Source organism: Limnobacter sp. 130 (assembly GCF_902506325.1).
Taxonomy (GTDB): domain Bacteria; phylum Pseudomonadota; class Gammaproteobacteria; order Burkholderiales; family Burkholderiaceae_B; genus Limnobacter.
The window spans coordinates 1,026,079-1,041,104 of record NZ_LR732328.1 but is presented as its reverse complement, the minus strand read 5'-3'; the positions used below and the strand labels follow the sequence as shown (position 1 = coordinate 1,041,104).

The following is a 15,026-nucleotide window of genomic DNA, read 5'->3' as shown; positions in this document are numbered from 1 at the left end:
AAGCATGTCAATGAATGATCCGGATTGGGGCAGAAATTCATCGGGTAATCAAAATAACGATGAACCCACAAAGCCTCAAGATCAAGACAACCGCCGTCCCGGAGGCCGTCAAGACGGCCCACCTGACCTGGATGAGCTGTGGCGCGACTTCAACAGCAGGCTGAATCGCCTGTTCGGCAAGAAGGGTGGCAATGGTGGTGGCCCGCGTGGCCCGGTTGGTGGCGGCAACGGTGGCCCCAGCATGGAAAATGCCGGCAAAGGGTTCACAGCCGTTGTTGTGGTTGCTGTGCTCGTTTGGCTAGCCAGCGGCTTTTACATCGTGCAAGAAGGTCGCGAAGGCGTGGTGCTGCAGTTCGGCAAATATCACCACACCTCAATGCCCGGTTTTCAATGGCGTTTGCCCTATCCAATTCAGTCGCATGAGGTGGTGAACTCCTCTCAGGTGCGCATTGTTGAAGTCGGGTATCGCAACGACGTGAAAAGCAAGGTATTGCGTGAAGCCCTGATGCTGACTGAAGACGAAAACATTATCGACATTCAGTTCGCGGTTCAGTATCGCCTTAAGGATGCTGGCGATTATCTGTTCAACACCATTGATCCGGATGAGTCCGTGAAAATGGCTGCTGAAACAGCCATTCGCGAGGTGGTTGGCCGAAGCAAGATGGACTTTGTGTTGTACGAGGGCCGAGAGCAAATTGCCCTGAATACAGCCGAGGTAATACAGGAAATTCTCGACAAGTACGGCACGGGTATTTTGGTCTCTAGCGTGACCGTTCAGGGTGTTCAACCACCAGAGCAGGTTCAGGCGGCATTTGACGACGCAGTGAAAGCCGGGCAAGACCGTGAGCGCTTGAAAAACGACGGTGAAGCATATGCCAACGATGTCATTCCACGTGCGCGAGGCAATGCAGCCCGTCTGCGGGAAGAGGCCGATGGTTACCGTGCACGCGTGGTTGCTCAGTCCGAGGGTGATTCAGCTCGCTTTAAAGCCATTCTGACTGAGTACGAAAAAGCACCCAAAGTCACAAAAGACCGCCTGTACATTGATGCAATGCAAGAAATTTACACCAATGTAACGAAGGTCATTGTTGACTCCAAGGGGAACAGCCAGTTGCTGTACCTGCCTTTGGATAAATTGATCGAAAAAACTGGCGCATCAGGGTCGGAAGGCAATAGCGCAGCATCTGCTGCAGCTGCAGCCAAGGCCGCTGAGACCAGTCCATCCGCACCTCGTGGTGCAAACGATGGATTTGATACTAGTATTCGCGATGCCATGCGCAATCGTGACCGGGGAGCTCGCTAATCATGCCTAAAATATTTGTTGTTGTAGCGGCTGCGCTGGTTGGCTTTTTTGTGGCCAACACCTGCCTTTATGTTGTAGACCAGCGCCAGTACGCCATTGTGTTTGCTTTGGGTCAGGTCGAGGAAGTGCGCCAGGAGCCTGGCTTGTATTTCAAGCTGCCAGCCCCCTTCCAGAACGTGATTTTTCTCGACAAACGGCTTCAAACCATTGATACACCAGAGCCAGAGCGTTTTATTACGTCTGAAAAGAAAAATCTGTTGATCGACTCTTACATCAAGTGGCGTATTGTTGATCCCCGCTTGTACTTCGTTCGTTTGAGCGGAGATTCTCGTTTGGCACAAAGCCGCATGTCGCAGGTGGTCAAGTCGGCCTTGAACGAGGAAATCACCAAGCGCACAGTACCTCAAATGGTTTCTGGTGAGCGCACCACCGTGATGGACACCGTGGTGGAAAAAGTGAAAGACGAAGCCACCGAGATTGGTGTGGAAATCGTTGACGTGCGCTTAAAGCGGGTCGATCTGTTGCCGGAAGTCAGTGAATCTGTTTTCCGTCGTATGGAAGCTGAACGCAAGCGGGTTGCCAACGATCTGCGAGCGACTGGTGCTGCAGAAGCCGAGCAAATTCGTGCCGATGCCGATCGCCAGGTGGTCGTAATTTTGGCCGAAGCATACAGAGAAGCACAAACAATCAAGGGGGAGGGTGATGCAAAGGCCGGTTCGATTTATAATGCCGCTTTTGGTCGCAATCCCGAGTTCTATTCCTTTTACCGCAGCCTGGATGCCTACAAGCAGTCTTTGACGTCCAAGTCTGATGTAATGGTGGTTGATCCGCAGTCCGATTTCTTCAAGTTTTTGCAAAAAACGCAGTAACTTGGGCTTTCGTGCGCTTGCGTGGGTTAATCACCTTCGCTTGAAAGGTCTGGCTCAGGGAAAACTGATATGAGCGAGACCTTTTGGCTGGCTTTGGCCCTCGTGTTTATTCTCGAGGGTTTCATGCCTTTTCTTTTTCCGAAACAATGGAAAGAGACCTTTCTCAAGATTGCCTCGCTCACAGAAGGACAAATACGGTTTGTGGGGCTGGTGGCGATTCTCATCGGTATCACGCTTTTTTTGTTTTAAAACACTCGTTTAAGAGTTGGAATAGTCATGTCTGCTTGGCTTCTGCCAGAGTCTGTCGCCGATGTTTTGCCTTCCGAGGCTCGGCGTATTGAAGAATTGCGTCGGTCCTTGCTGGACCGTTTTCGCGTATACGGCTATGAGCTGGTGATGCCTCCCATGCTGGAGTACACCGAGTCTTTGCTCGGCAATGCGGATGCCTCGCTGAACCTGCAAACTTTCAAGTTGCTGGACCAGGCCAGTGGGCGCATGTTGGGCTTGCGGGCCGACACAACACCGCAAGTTGCCCGTATCGACGCTCATATTTTGAATCGCAAGGGCGTTACCCGCCTGTGCTACTGCGGACCCGTGTTGCACACGCAGGCTTTGGGCTTGCACAACACCCGTGAGCCGCTTCAATGCGGTGCTGAGCTCTATGGTTGCGGCGGCATTGAGGCCGACCTGGAAATATTGAATTTGGCTGTTGATACCCTGAATTTGTCCGGGTTGAAGGGTTATCGCCTTGCCTTGTCACACGCCGGCTTATTGGCCGCAGTGGTGGATGGAGAAGGTTTAAGCGACAACTTGATTCACAGTTTGCATGATTGCCTGGCTCAGAAAGATCGCCCGGCACTAGAGGCTTTGTTGAATGGCGTGTCCGCGACGTGTAAAGCCAATGTGCTGGCTTTGCTTAACCTGTATGGTTCGGTGGGTGGCGGCAATTGTGTATTGAATCGGGCTGCCGATAAGCTGCCACGGAACCCGAAAGTGGGTGCGGTATTGAATGAACTGCGCACCCTGATTGCCCGTTTGCAGGAAACTGTGTCGGCCATGCCTGCGTTAATTCTTGATCTGGCAGATTTGGCCAGTTTTGATTACCACAGCGGCCTTATTTTTTCTGCTTACGTAGAAGGGTGTCCCAACGCGATTTTGCGTGGTGGTCGTTATGACGATGTGGGTGCGGTGTACGGCCGTGCTCGTCCAGCCACTGGTTTTTCAGTGGATCTGCGTGAACTGGTGTCGTTGCAGGCAGTGCATTCCAAGCCCAAAACCGCCATTCGTGCGCCTTGGGTGTATGACACTGATTTGATGGCTGTCATTCGTGAATTGCGCAGTCAGGGTGAAGTAGTGCTGCAGTCGCTGCCCAACACCGCCCAAGAGGAAGAAGAGTTTGTATGTGATCGGCAGCTTGTACAGGCCAACGCCGTGTGGAAAGTGGTGCCGATTGGCATGAATCAGGAGAAATAGGAAATGAGTTTTCGAAACGTGGTTGTGATTGGTACCCAGTGGGGTGACGAAGGCAAGGGTAAGGTTGTGGACTGGTTGACAGACCATGCCCAAGGCGTTGTCCGTTTTCAGGGTGGCCACAATGCTGGCCACACGCTGGTGATTGGTGGCAAGAAAACCATTTTGCGCCTGATTCCTTCCGGCATTTTGCGCCCAGAAGTGCAGGTTTACATTGGTAACGGCGTTGTGCTGTCACCCGAGGCCTTGTTAAGCGAGATTGATGAGTTGCAAGCTGGTGGCATTTCAGTTGAAAGTCGCCTGAAAATCAGCGAAACCTGTCCCTTGATTCTGGATCACCACGTGGCGTTGGACAAAGCCCGCGAAGCCAAGCGTGGCGATGCGAAAATTGGCACCACCGGCCGCGGCATTGGCCCAGCTTATGAAGACAAGGCTGCCCGCCGTGCCCTGCGCGTTCAGGATTTGTTCAATCCCGAAAAATTCCGGGCCAAGCTGGATGAAGTGCTTCATTACCACAACTTTGTGCTGACGCAGTACCTGGGTGCTGAGCCCGTGGATGCCCAAGTGGTGTTCGACAAAGCGATGGCCCTGGCGCCCCGCATCAAGAACATGGTGGCTGATGTACCTACCTTGCTGCAAAAGGCCAATGACGAAGGTCAAAACCTGTTGTTTGAGGGCGCGCAAGGTGCATTGCTGGACATCGATCACGGTACTTTCCCGTTCGTAACCAGTTCCAACTGTATCGCCGGAGCAGCCTCTCCTGGCGCCGGGGTGGGTCCACAGCGCTTGCAGTATGTGTTGGGTATTACCAAGGCCTACGCCACGCGTGTGGGCTCAGGTCCGTTTCCCACCGAGCTGTTTTGCGACAAAGGCATGTACCTGGCCAAAAAAGGCAACGAATTTGGTTCAGTGACGGGTCGCCCGCGTCGCTGCGGCTGGTTCGATGCAGCAGCCTTGCGCCGTACCATTCAATTGAATGGTGTTTCTGGCCTGTGTATTACCAAGCTTGATGTGCTTGATGGCATGGAAACCATTCAAATGTGTGTGGGCTACGAATTGGCCGATGGCACCACAACCGATATTCTGCCGTTCGGCAGCGACAAGGTTGAAGGTTGCAAGCCGATATTCGAAACCTTCCCGGGTTGGAAGGGCACCACCTTTGGCGTGAAGAAGTTTGACGATTTGCCGGAAGAGGCAAAGGTTTACCTAAAGCGCATGGAAGCAGTGTGTGGTGTACCAGTCGATATGATTTCTACTGGCCCCGACCGCGACGAAACCATCGTGTTGCGCCACCCTTACAAAGCTTAAGCCGGCCACTCACGAGAATGAGCGGCAAGCTGCACATTGATTATGCGCAGTACCACCATCTGATTGATCAGGTGGTGAACGCTGTTCAAAATTCAGGCTTTCGCCCAGATTGTATTTTGGGTGTTTCCCGTGGGGGTCTGTTTCTGGCTGACGGCTTGTCCCGTTCACTGCGTAAACCCATGGCTGTGATTGCTGCATCCTCTTACCGTGATGAAGATGGAACCGCGCAGGGCGAGTTGCGTCTTTCAGCCAGTATTGCGTCCGTTTCACCAGTAAGTGGCAAGGTGCTTTTGGTCGACGATCTTGCTGACACCGGGCACACTTTGCAGGCCTTGTGTGGGCATTTGCGTACACATTGCCCCGGCATTGATGAGCTTAAAACCGCGGTGGTTTGGGTAAAGCCCGGGTCGGTTTTCAAGCCTGATTTTGCAGCCGAGTATCTCGATTCCGATATCTGGATCGTGCAGCCATTTGAAACTCGCGATTTCCACTGAATATCTGGTATTAACTCCCGTCAACAATGCCTTATTTATGGCCTAAAAAGACCTAAAATCCGATGTGTTATCCTATGGGTCCAATTACCTGCCAAGGAGATCTCGGGACAATGTCTGTTTTACAAGAAGTAGCCGTGAAAAATCCCCCCTGTTTTTTCAAATTAGCACCAGCTTGCGCACTCGCAATTTCCCTGTTCAGTAGTCCGGTTAATGCCGCAAATGTGGTGTTGACGAATGGTGATCGCCTGACCGGCGAAGTCATCAAGCTCAGCGACAACATTCTCACCTTCAAGTCGCCCATGATTGGCGTCGTTGAATTGCCCTGGAAGCAGGTGCAGGAGTTGCAGTCCGACGAAGGTGTCACTGTAAAGCTCAAAAATGGTAGCGCTGCGAAGGGCAAGGTGACCTTAAGCCAGCAAGGCGAGTTGATCATTGATCAAGGCGATTTGGGACGCTCCAAGCCGCTACAGAAGGCTGACGTTGCCATGTTTAACCCACCTGTGGTTGATAACTCTGTGAAATACAGTGGACGGGCCAATTTGGGGGGTGTTTTTAACCGAGGCAATTCCGAAGATGAGGCCTTGAACTTTGATGCGGAATTTATCGCCCGCACACCTGAGAACAGATACACCCTGGCTGCAGAAGTCAACGAGGCTGAGTCTGCCGGCGTGACCACGACGTCGAACCGTTATTTGTTGACCCAGTACGATGCATTTTTAAGCGAGAAAGATTACTTGTTTGTGAATGCAAAGGGAGAGCAAGACAAGCTGGCTGATTTGAATTTGAGAACCTCACTTGGTGCAGGTTATGGTTACCAGTTTTTTGAAACCGAACGTGCGAAGTTGTCCACTGAATATGGTTTGGCTTACATCAATGAAGATTACATTGTTGCACCCGATGAGTCTTTTCCCTCGCTAAGCCTCGGTTTGAATTACGAGCGCAAATTTTGGGACAAGCGCTTGGTGTTTTTCAACAACAATGATTTGTCGATCAGCCTGGAAGACACGGCTGATGCACTTTTCAAAACAAAAATCGGTTTGCGGGTTCCCATTGTTGAAAACGTGAACGTGGCCACGCAGCTGAATGTGGACTACGACAACATGCCGCCGCCTGGGGTTAAGAAAACCGACAGCAGCCTGATTTTCAGCGTGGGCTATGGTTTCTAAGTGAAATTATTAGCGAATTTGTGTTGCAGGCACCAGCGGCAATGCAAATTCGCAAAGCGCTTTGGAAATTCAGAATTAAAGCTGGGAAAGTGCTGTACACTGCGTTGAAACGCATAGGGAAGAAAATTGCTGGTGCCCAGGAGAGGACTCGAACCTCCACAGTGTTACCACCACTAGGACCTGAACCTAGCGCGTCTACCAATTCCGCCACCTGGGCACAGGTGCGAGCCGTGAATTCTAATGAAATAAATAAATTTGTCAATGCATAAAACAGAAATAAAAATCCCAAGTCGTGAAGACATCCTGGCTGTATTGCGCCAAGCGCAAGCCCCCTTAACCCGCGAACAGGTTTACGAGCACCTTAAACTCACCGAAGATCAAATCCCCATTATTGAAAAACGCCTGAATGCCATGGAGCGTGATGGCCAATTAATGCCCAACAGAAAAGGCATGTTGTTGCTTTCTACCAAACTGGATTTTGTGGCTGGCCGCGTGGCGGGGCATCGTGATGGTTTCGGTTTTCTGGTTCGGGACGATCGCGGGCCCGACGCATTCCTTTCCCCGCGTGAAATGCAAAAAGTGTTGCATGGCGACCGTGTGCTGGTGCGAATTACCGGCACTGATCACCGCGGCAAGCCCGAGGGCACCATTGTTGAAGTGACCGAACGCAAAACCAACCGCTTGGTTGGGCGCCTTGTTTCCGAGCGCGGTATTTTGCTGGTCATACCCGAAGACCAACGCATTAAACACGACATTCTGGTGTCGCCCAAAGACGTGGGCAATGCCACGCCTGGCAAGGTGGTCACGGTTGAAATCATCGAGCAGCCCACACGTCATTCACAGCCCATTGGCAAGGTGGCTGAAGTACTGGGTGAGTTAGACGACCCCGGCATGGAGATCGAGATTGCTGTGCGCAAATTCGACGTGCCGCATGAATTCAATTTGCTCACCATGAATCAGGCGGAAAGCATTCCGAATGAGGTGGAGCACAAAGACCTGAAAGGCCGCGTGGATTTGCGCGATGTGCCTTTTGTCACCATCGACGGCGAAGACGCACGAGATTTTGACGATGCAGTGTATTGCACCCCATCGAACGACACCAAGGGCGGCTGGCGTTTGCTGGTGGCCATCGCCGATGTAAGCCATTATGTGTTGCCCGGCACACCGATTGACCAAGAGGCCACCAAGCGCGGTACTTCCGTTTATTTTCCGCGGCGGGTTATTCCCATGCTGCCCGAAAAGCTCTCCAACGGACTGTGTTCGCTAAACCCTGGCGTGGACCGCCTGGTGCTGGTGTGCGACATGATCATTGGCCCCAAAGGTGCGATCAAGGCCTATCAGTTTTACAACGCCGTGATCCATTCCTCAGCCCGCTTAACCTACAACCAGGTTTGGGATGCACTAACCGATCCGCAAAGCATGGCTGCCAAGGCCATGGGCTCAGGGTATGGCGACATTGAAAACCTGTACACGCTTTTCAAGGTGCTGTTTGAATCGCGTCAGCGCCGTGGCGCAATGGAAATTGACACGGTTGAAACGCAGGTGATGCTCGATCCCGATGGCAAAATTGACAAGATTGTGCCCAAGCGTCGCAACGATGCGCACCGCTTGATTGAAGAATGCATGTTGGCGGCCAACGTGTGTGCGGCGGATTTCCTGGAACGCAGCAAACACCCCAGTTTGTACCGCGTGCACGAAGGGCCAACCGTTGAGAAATTGCAAAACCTGCGCGCCTTTTTGCGCTCGGTGGGTTTGACGCTGGACGGTGGCGACGACCCCACCAGCATGGACTATGCGAACCTGATGAAGAAAATTCAGGGTCGCCCCGATCAAGCTTTGTTGCAAACCATGATGTTGCGTTCCATGCAGCAGGCCATTTACACACCGCACAACAGTGGTCACTTTGGCCTGGCTTATCCGGCTTATGCGCACTTTACATCGCCCATTCGCCGCTATCCTGATTTAATGGTTCATCGAAGCATTAAAGCCCTGTTGGCTGGCAAGCGTTACGTGCCGCTGCCACTGGACGAGCGCGAGTTCGAAGATTTCGACCCCAAGCGCCGTGTGGACAAGGCCGAGGAACTGGCTCGCTGGGATCAATCCGGTAACTGGTTTTCCTCCACAGAACGACGCGCAGACGAAGCTTCTCGCGATGTGATGTCCTGGCTGAAGTGTTTCTTCATGAAAGAACGCGTGGGCGATACCTTCCAGGGCCATGTATCGGGCGTAACAAGCTTTGGCTTGTTTATTACGCTTGATGCCCTTTATGTTGAGGGCTTGGTGCACGTGTCTGAACTGGGTACCGAGTACTTTCAGTACAGCGACAGCCTGCATGAATTGCGCGGCGAGCGCAGTGGAATTCGTTATCGCCTGACCGACCCAATCAACGTTCAGGTTTCGCGGGTTGATCTGGATGCCCGCCGAATTGAATTCCGTCTGGTTCAGGGCGTGAAGTTCGAGAGCCTGATGCGAGATCCCGGTTCAGCCAAGCCGAATGGCAAGTCTGGCAACCGGCCCCAGCGGCAGCAGGGTCGCCGTACCAACCCGACTCAGCTACAGAATGCGGTGCAAGATGCGGGCAAAACAGCGCCTGTGCTGCCACCCGAGGAAAGCACCAGTTCACGGGGTGTTAATAAAAAACGCGCGGCCGATGAATCGCGCAGCAAAGCGGCTGCCGAGAAAAAACGCAAGGAAGAAATTCAAAAAGCCAAGCGTGTTGCTCGTCCCAAGCCCGCCACTGGGTCTAAAATGCGCACTGCAGCGAAAAAACCTAGATAAGCGGAGCGTATCAATTGGCCATTTTGTATGGTTTTCATGCCGTGTCGGCCCGGGTTAAAACAGCCCCGGCCAGCGTAGACGAGGTGTTGGTTGACCAACACCGCAAAGACAAGCGCATGCAGCAGTTCATCGACAAGGTGAAGGCCGCAGGCGTGAAGGTCAGTGCAGCTGATTCTGATCGTTTGGAAAAAGCAGCAGGTCACAAACAGCACCAAGGTGTGGTGGCATTTGCCAAAGAATTGGTGAAAAGCAACGACCTGTTTGAAATCATTGATACCCACGGCAAGAACACCTTGCTGCTGGTGCTTGATGGCGTGACCGACCCACACAACCTGGGTGCTTGCCTTCGCAGTGCCGATGCCGCCGGTGTGCATGCTGTGGTGTTGCCCAAAGACAAATCGGTGGGTATTACCCCGGTGGTCTCGAAGGTGGCTTGTGGCGCAGCAGAAACAATCCCTGTGATCACCGTGACCAACCTGGCTCGCACGCTGGAAGAAATTCAGGATGCGGGCGTTTGGTGTATCGGCACGGCGGGTGAGGCCACAGATACACTTTACGATGCGGACTTGAACGGCCCCATTGCCTGGGTGCTTGGTGCAGAAGGCGATGGCATGCGCCGCCTGACCCGTGAAAAATGCGATCAACTGGTGCAAATTCCGATGATCGGCAGTGTTGAAAGCCTGAATGTGTCAGTGGCCAGCTCGGTCTGCCTGTTTGAAACCCTTCGTCAACGTCAATTTTCAAAATAAGAAACCTCGAAGCACCGCATGGAACAACTAACCCTGGATGCAACGCCACCTTCTGGCGACGACTCTGAAACGATTACGCTGGGCCTTTACGCCGAACGTGCCTACCTGGACTATGCCATTTCCGTGGTCAAGGGCAGGGCGTTGCCCGAGTGTGCTGATGGCCAAAAACCCGTGCAGCGGCGAATTTTGTATGCCATGAATGAAATGGGTTTGGCCAACAATGCCAAGCCTGTGAAGTCGGCCCGCGTGGTCGGTGACGTATTGGGTAAATATCACCCGCATGGCGACCAGGCGGCCTACGATGCACTGGTGCGCATGGCGCAAAACTTCACCTTGCGCTACCCGTTAATCGATGGCCAGGGCAACTTTGGTAGCCGCGATGGCGACGGTGCTGCCGCCATGCGATACACCGAAGCCCGTTTGACACCCATCGCCAAGCTGCTGCTTGACGAAGTGGACATGGGCACTGTCGATTTCATACCGAACTACGATGGTAGTTTTCAGGAACCGAAGCTGTTGCCTGCGCGCCTGCCGTTTGTGTTGTTGAATGGCGCGTCTGGCATTGCAGTGGGTATGGCCACTGACATTCCACCGCATAACATTCGGGAAGTGGCCGCAGCCACGATCCACTTGATCAAGCACCCGAATGCCGACCTGGATACCATCATGGGCCATTTGCCTGCCCCCGACTTTCCGGGTGGTGCGCAAATTATTTCGCCTGCCAGTGCGATGAAAGAAATTTATGCGGGCGGCCGGGGTTCAATCAAGGTGCGTGCCCGTTGGGACATTGAAGAAATGGCCCGTGGCCAATGGCAGTTGGTGGTCAAGGAACTGCCACCGAACACCAGCACGGCCAAAGTGCTTGAAGAAATTGAAGAACTGACCAACCCCAAAGTGAAGGCTGGAAAAAAAGGCCTGAGTACCGAGCAGCAAAACCTGAAAGCACAGGTATTGGCCATGCTGGATGCTGTACGGGATGAATCAGGCAAGGAAAATGCGGTGCGTTTGGTGTTCGAGCCGAAAAGCCGGAATGTGTCTGTTGAAGAGTTTTCAAACCTGCTGTTGAGCCACACCAGCCTGGAAACCAATACATCGATCAACCTGGTGAGTATCGACAATGCCGGTCGTCCCGGTCAGCGCGGCTTGATCGCCATGCTGCTGGACTGGATTGAATTCCGAAAAGTGTGCGTGACTCGCCGCAGCCAGCACCGCTTGGCACAGGTAAATGACCGAATCCACGTGCTGGAAGGTCGCCTGATCGCGTGGCTGAACATTGATGCAGTGATCAAGGTGATTCGTGAAAGCGATGAACCCAAGCCCGCGCTGATCGAGGCGTTCAAGCTGAGCGATCGCCAGGCCGAAGACATTCTTGAAATTCGACTGCGCCAATTGGCTCGTCTTGAAAAAATCAAGATTGAGCAGGAACTGGCCAAGCTGGGCGAAGAAAAAGCCGACCTGGAAGCCTTGCTGGCCGATGATGGCAAACTGAAAACCCGAATTATTGGTGAAATTCGCAAAGACACGGACACCTATGGCGATGACCGCCGAACGTTGATTGAAGAGGCCACCAAAGCCAGCATTGAGGTGAAAGTGGTTGAAGAACCCACTACGGTGATTGTTTCCCAAAAATTCTGGATTCGAAACCGCCAGGGCCACGGTCACGACGCCGCCCAATTCACCTTCAAGGTGGGCGACGCCCTGTACGCAGCCTTTGAATGCAAAACCACCGACAATACCTACTTGTTTGGCGCAGGCAACGCGCTGGGCAAGGTGTTCAGTGTGCCGGTTGCAGCCTGGCCGGGTGGCAGGGGCGATGGCATACCGGCGCAAAGCCTTGTTGAGCTTAATGGCGGTACTCTCAGCCACGCGTTGGCTGCACAGGCTACCCAGCCAGTGTTTCTTGCTTGCAGTGCAGCCTACGGCTTCTTGGCCACTGCTGGCAACATGGAAAGCCGCATGAAGGCGGGAAAGCAGTTCATCAGCCTGAACCCTGGTGAAAAGCTGTTGCCACCTGTGTTGTTGATGCCTACAGACGACCGTGTGGCGGTGCTTTCTGAGGTCGGGCGTTTTCATGTGTTCATGCTGGAGGAGTTGAAGCAGCTTTCCGGTGGCGGGCGCGGTGTGCAGTTGTTGCCGCTTGATGACAAAGACTCCTTGGTGGCCGCAATTGCCTTTGGATCTGCGGATAGCCTGGTGGTTGCCGGTGTGGGCCGTGGCGGCAAAGATCGCGAGGAAGTGCTAAAGCCTGCTTTGCTGGCTGAACGCCTGGGTAAACGTGGGCGCAAGGGCAAAGAACTCGACATCAAGTTCAAAGCCGATACGCTGCGCAAAGCTGGTTAAAAAAAGCCCTTCGGGGCTTTTTTTTCGCCTTGAAATCTCTTGTGGAATCCCCATATATCGTCATCCGAAAATAGAACATGAAGGGAGCAAACAACATGGGTGCAATGAAGGAAACAATGGGTTTTCAAACAGAGGTCAAGCAACTTCTGCATTTGATGATTCATTCCCTGTATTCCAACAAGGAAATTTTTCTTCGCGAGCTGGTCTCCAACTCCTCCGACGCTTGCGACAAACTGCGCTTTGAAGCCATCAACAATGCCGGTCTGTTTGAAAATGACAGCGAGTTGAAAATTCGGGTGACCTTTGACAAAGAGGCCCGCACCATCTCGATCGACGACAACGGCATTGGCTTAAGTCGCGAGGACGCCATTGAACACTTGGGCACCATTGCAAAAAGCGGAACCAAAGAGTTTTTCGGGAAATTAAGTGGCGACCAGCAAAAAGACGCCGCCCTGATTGGCCAGTTTGGTGTGGGTTTTTATTCCGCGTTTATCGTGGCCGACAAAGTCACCGTGCGCTCCCGCAGGGCAGGTTTGCCGGCCGCTGAGGGCGTTGAATGGGAATCCAAAGGCGATGGCGAATTCAGCGTGGAAGCCATCGAAAAAGCGGATCGCGGCACACAAATCATTTTGCACTTGAAAGCGGATGAAGATGAATTGCTTTCCGGCTGGAAATTGAAGAGCATTCTGACCAAGTACTCAGACCACATTTCCTTGCCCATTCAAATGCTGAAAGAGGAATGGGACGAAGCAGCCGGAGGCATGAAAGCCACGGCTGAATGGGAAAATGTAAACAAGGCCAATGCCTTGTGGGCGCGGTCCAAATCAGATATTTCGGCTGAGCAGTACAACGAGTTTTACAAAACAATCAGCTTCGATTTTGCCGACCCCTTGGCGCACACGCACAACCGCGTGGAAGGTGGCCGTTCGGAATACACCTCGCTGTTGTACATTCCCGCCAAGGCGCCTTATGACTTGTGGGATCGCAATCAGCAAAAGGGCATCAAGTTGTACGTGAAGCGTGTGTTCATCATGGACGATGCTGAGCAACTGATGCCACCCTACATGCGTTTTGTAAAGGGTGTGATCGATTCTTCCGACTTGCCCTTGAACGTATCACGCGAAATTTTGCAGGAAAGCCGCGATGTAAAAGCCATTCGCGAAGGTTCAGTGAAAAAGGTGCTGGGCTTGCTTGAGGACATGGCCGCTAACGAAGCTGAAAAGTACGCCACATTTTGGAAGGAATTCGGCCAGGTTCTGAAAGAGGGCATGGGCGACGACCCAGCCAACAAAGAGCGCATTGCCAAGCTGCTGCGTTTTGCCACTACGCAAAGTGAGGGCGACGCGCAAACAGTTTCCCTGGCTGACTATGTGGGCCGCATGAAGGAAGGGCAGGACAAAATCTACTACGTGACCGCTGACACCTACGCTGCAGCCAAGTACAGCCCGCACCTGGAAGTGTTCAAGAAAAAGGGTGTTGAAGTGTTGTTGTTGAGTGACCGGGTTGATGAATGGATGCTTTCCTATTTGCAGGAATTTGAAGGCAAGGAATTGCAAAGCTGTGCCAAAGGTGGCTTGGACTTGGGGGCCCTTGAAGATGAAAAAGACAAGGAAACCAAAAAGAAAGTTGAAGACGAGTTCAAGGATGTGCTGAAGAAGGTTGAAGACCTGCTGAAAGATCGAATCAAGGAAGCCCGTGTTACCTTGCGCCTCACCGACAGCCCTGCCTGTATCGTGGCAGACGAGGCTGGTATGAGCGAGCATTTAAAACGCATGTTGAAGCAGGCAGGTCAAAACGCGCCTGATACCAAGCCAATTCTGGAGCTAAATCCCGAGCATCCGTTCATTCAGCGTTTGAAAATTGAGAACAATCATTTCGATGAATGGGTGAATGTGTTGTTTGACCAAGCGGTGCTGGCTGAGGGTGGCCAGTTGGAAGACCCTGCAGGTTTTGTTCGTCGCTTGAACATGCTGTTGTTGACGGTTAAAGCCTGACGGGTTTGGCTGCTTGATTCTGTTTTAATGGCTCAGTGGCTGGGGCTGACTATTCAGTGCCCAGCCCAGCCTGCTTTGCAGGGCATTGGCCAGGTACAGTGATTGTTCAAAAAATCGCTGAACATACTTCAAATCAGCCTGTGTGACCAAAGTTTCTTGCCACCTTAGCTGAAATTCAGCCTTGTGCCGGTCTTCCCACATGTAAGCGGGAAGGCGGACACGTTCCATCAGCGCATTGAACTGGCTGCATTCCTTTCGGATCCCCTCCAGATCGCAGTGTTCATCCTGTTCCATCACTCTGTGAATACAGGTAATTTCCATCATGCCTTGTTCGATCTGCTTGATTTCAAGCCAGGCATTGGGCGAACTGGACATGAGCTTCACGGGGTAGTTGTTCACTTGCTTGTCCTCATGATAGGGGCTTTTAAGTTGTCCCACCCAGGCGGCCAGGGCCTTGATTAAATCGGGGTCATGCAGTGCTGTCATGTAGAGGTTCCATTCAAGGGGGAATTTGAATTGAGTGCCTCAGAGTTTCAACTGGTTCCACAACAGACT

At 52.7% G+C, this 15,026-nt stretch carries 12 protein-coding genes and 1 tRNA gene; 11 read left to right on the top strand and 2 right to left on the bottom strand.

Annotation, left to right across the window (positions count from 1 at the left end; translation table 11 throughout):
• Positions 1–4 precede the first annotated feature (4 nt).
• The 7 genes from hflK to FRIGORI9N_RS04900 all read left to right on the top strand — a co-directional run bounded on the left by hflK (position 5) and on the right by FRIGORI9N_RS04900 (position 6,610).
• Positions 5–1,303 carry an FtsH protease activity modulator HflK gene (hflK, locus tag FRIGORI9N_RS04930; protein ID WP_159568735.1) on the top strand — a complete coding sequence of 433 codons (1,299 nt, stop codon included), beginning with the start codon at positions 5–7 and terminating at the stop codon, positions 1,301–1,303.
• Between the two features lie 2 nt (positions 1,304–1,305).
• On the top strand, positions 1,306–2,172 hold the full coding sequence (hflC, locus tag FRIGORI9N_RS04925) for a protease modulator HflC (RefSeq protein ID WP_201301408.1): 867 nt from the start codon (positions 1,306–1,308) through the stop codon (positions 2,170–2,172).
• 69 nt (positions 2,173–2,241) lie between these two features.
• Complete coding sequence (locus tag FRIGORI9N_RS04920) at positions 2,242–2,421, top strand: DUF2065 family protein (RefSeq protein ID WP_008248713.1); 180 nt, start codon at positions 2,242–2,244, stop codon at positions 2,419–2,421.
• Positions 2,422–2,448: 27 nt separating this feature from the next.
• Complete coding sequence (locus FRIGORI9N_RS04915; RefSeq protein ID WP_159568734.1) at positions 2,449–3,645, top strand: ATP phosphoribosyltransferase regulatory subunit; 1,197 nt, start codon at positions 2,449–2,451, stop codon at positions 3,643–3,645.
• Positions 3,646–3,648: 3 nt separating this feature from the next.
• Entirely contained in the window at positions 3,649–4,950 is a 1,302-nt protein-coding gene (locus FRIGORI9N_RS04910; protein ID WP_159568733.1) for an adenylosuccinate synthase, read from the top strand.
• A 17-nt stretch (positions 4,951–4,967) separates the two neighbouring features.
• Positions 4,968–5,444, top strand: coding sequence for a phosphoribosyltransferase (locus tag FRIGORI9N_RS04905; protein ID WP_159568732.1), 477 nt, complete (start codon positions 4,968–4,970; stop codon positions 5,442–5,444).
• Between the two features lie 110 nt (positions 5,445–5,554).
• The gene (locus tag FRIGORI9N_RS04900) at positions 5,555–6,610 is read left to right on the top strand and encodes a YdiY family protein (protein ID WP_159568731.1); all 1,056 of its coding nucleotides are present in this window, start codon (positions 5,555–5,557) and stop codon (positions 6,608–6,610) included.
• A gap of 130 nt (positions 6,611–6,740) precedes the next feature.
• Here the strand turns inward: FRIGORI9N_RS04900 and FRIGORI9N_RS04895 are convergent.
• A tRNA-Leu gene (locus FRIGORI9N_RS04895) sits at positions 6,741–6,827 on the bottom strand.
• A 44-nt stretch (positions 6,828–6,871) separates the two neighbouring features.
• On the opposite strand from FRIGORI9N_RS04895, the gene rnr reads away from it, so the two are divergent.
• The 4 genes from rnr to htpG all read left to right on the top strand — a co-directional run bounded on the left by rnr (position 6,872) and on the right by htpG (position 14,471).
• Positions 6,872–9,388, top strand: a complete 2,517-nt coding sequence (rnr, locus tag FRIGORI9N_RS04890; RefSeq protein WP_159568730.1) for a ribonuclease R — start codon at positions 6,872–6,874, stop codon at positions 9,386–9,388.
• A 14-nt stretch (positions 9,389–9,402) separates the two neighbouring features.
• Complete coding sequence (gene rlmB, locus FRIGORI9N_RS04885) at positions 9,403–10,137, top strand: 23S rRNA (guanosine(2251)-2'-O)-methyltransferase RlmB (RefSeq protein WP_159568729.1); 735 nt, start codon at positions 9,403–9,405, stop codon at positions 10,135–10,137.
• Positions 10,138–10,155: 18 nt separating this feature from the next.
• Positions 10,156–12,477, top strand: a complete 2,322-nt coding sequence (gene parC, locus FRIGORI9N_RS04880) for a DNA topoisomerase IV subunit A (RefSeq protein WP_159568728.1) — start codon at positions 10,156–10,158, stop codon at positions 12,475–12,477.
• A 95-nt stretch (positions 12,478–12,572) separates the two neighbouring features.
• Positions 12,573–14,471 carry a molecular chaperone HtpG gene (gene htpG / locus FRIGORI9N_RS04875; RefSeq protein ID WP_159569649.1) on the top strand — a complete coding sequence of 633 codons (1,899 nt, stop codon included), beginning with the start codon at positions 12,573–12,575 and terminating at the stop codon, positions 14,469–14,471.
• 24 nt (positions 14,472–14,495) lie between these two features.
• Here htpG and FRIGORI9N_RS04870 read toward each other — a convergent pair whose 3' ends face one another.
• Positions 14,496–14,957, bottom strand: coding sequence for a hypothetical protein (locus tag FRIGORI9N_RS04870; protein ID WP_159568727.1), 462 nt, complete (start codon positions 14,955–14,957; stop codon positions 14,496–14,498).
• Between the last annotated feature and the right edge of the window lie 69 nt (positions 14,958–15,026).

What these genes read in the sequence shown, in the direction of transcription:
- hflK (WP_159568735.1), top strand. Translation starts at nt 5, where the DNA reads ATGTCAATGAATGATCCGGATTGGGGCAGAAATTCATCGGGTAATCAA.
- hflC (WP_201301408.1), top strand. Translation starts at nt 1,306, where the DNA reads ATGCCTAAAATATTTGTTGTTGTAGCGGCTGCGCTGGTTGGCTTTTTT.
- FRIGORI9N_RS04920 (WP_008248713.1), top strand. Translation starts at nt 2,242, where the DNA reads ATGAGCGAGACCTTTTGGCTGGCTTTGGCCCTCGTGTTTATTCTCGAG.
- FRIGORI9N_RS04915 (WP_159568734.1), top strand. Translation starts at nt 2,449, where the DNA reads ATGTCTGCTTGGCTTCTGCCAGAGTCTGTCGCCGATGTTTTGCCTTCC.
- FRIGORI9N_RS04910 (WP_159568733.1), top strand. Translation starts at nt 3,649, where the DNA reads ATGAGTTTTCGAAACGTGGTTGTGATTGGTACCCAGTGGGGTGACGAA.
- FRIGORI9N_RS04905 (WP_159568732.1), top strand. Translation starts at nt 4,968, where the DNA reads ATGAGCGGCAAGCTGCACATTGATTATGCGCAGTACCACCATCTGATT.
- FRIGORI9N_RS04900 (WP_159568731.1), top strand. Translation starts at nt 5,555, where the DNA reads ATGTCTGTTTTACAAGAAGTAGCCGTGAAAAATCCCCCCTGTTTTTTC.
- rnr (WP_159568730.1), top strand. Translation starts at nt 6,872, where the DNA reads ATGCATAAAACAGAAATAAAAATCCCAAGTCGTGAAGACATCCTGGCT.
- parC (WP_159568728.1), top strand. Translation starts at nt 10,156, where the DNA reads ATGGAACAACTAACCCTGGATGCAACGCCACCTTCTGGCGACGACTCT.
- htpG (WP_159569649.1), top strand. Translation starts at nt 12,573, where the DNA reads ATGGGTGCAATGAAGGAAACAATGGGTTTTCAAACAGAGGTCAAGCAA.
- FRIGORI9N_RS04870 (WP_159568727.1), bottom strand. Translation starts at nt 14,957, where the DNA reads ATGACAGCACTGCATGACCCCGATTTAATCAAGGCCCTGGCCGCCTGG.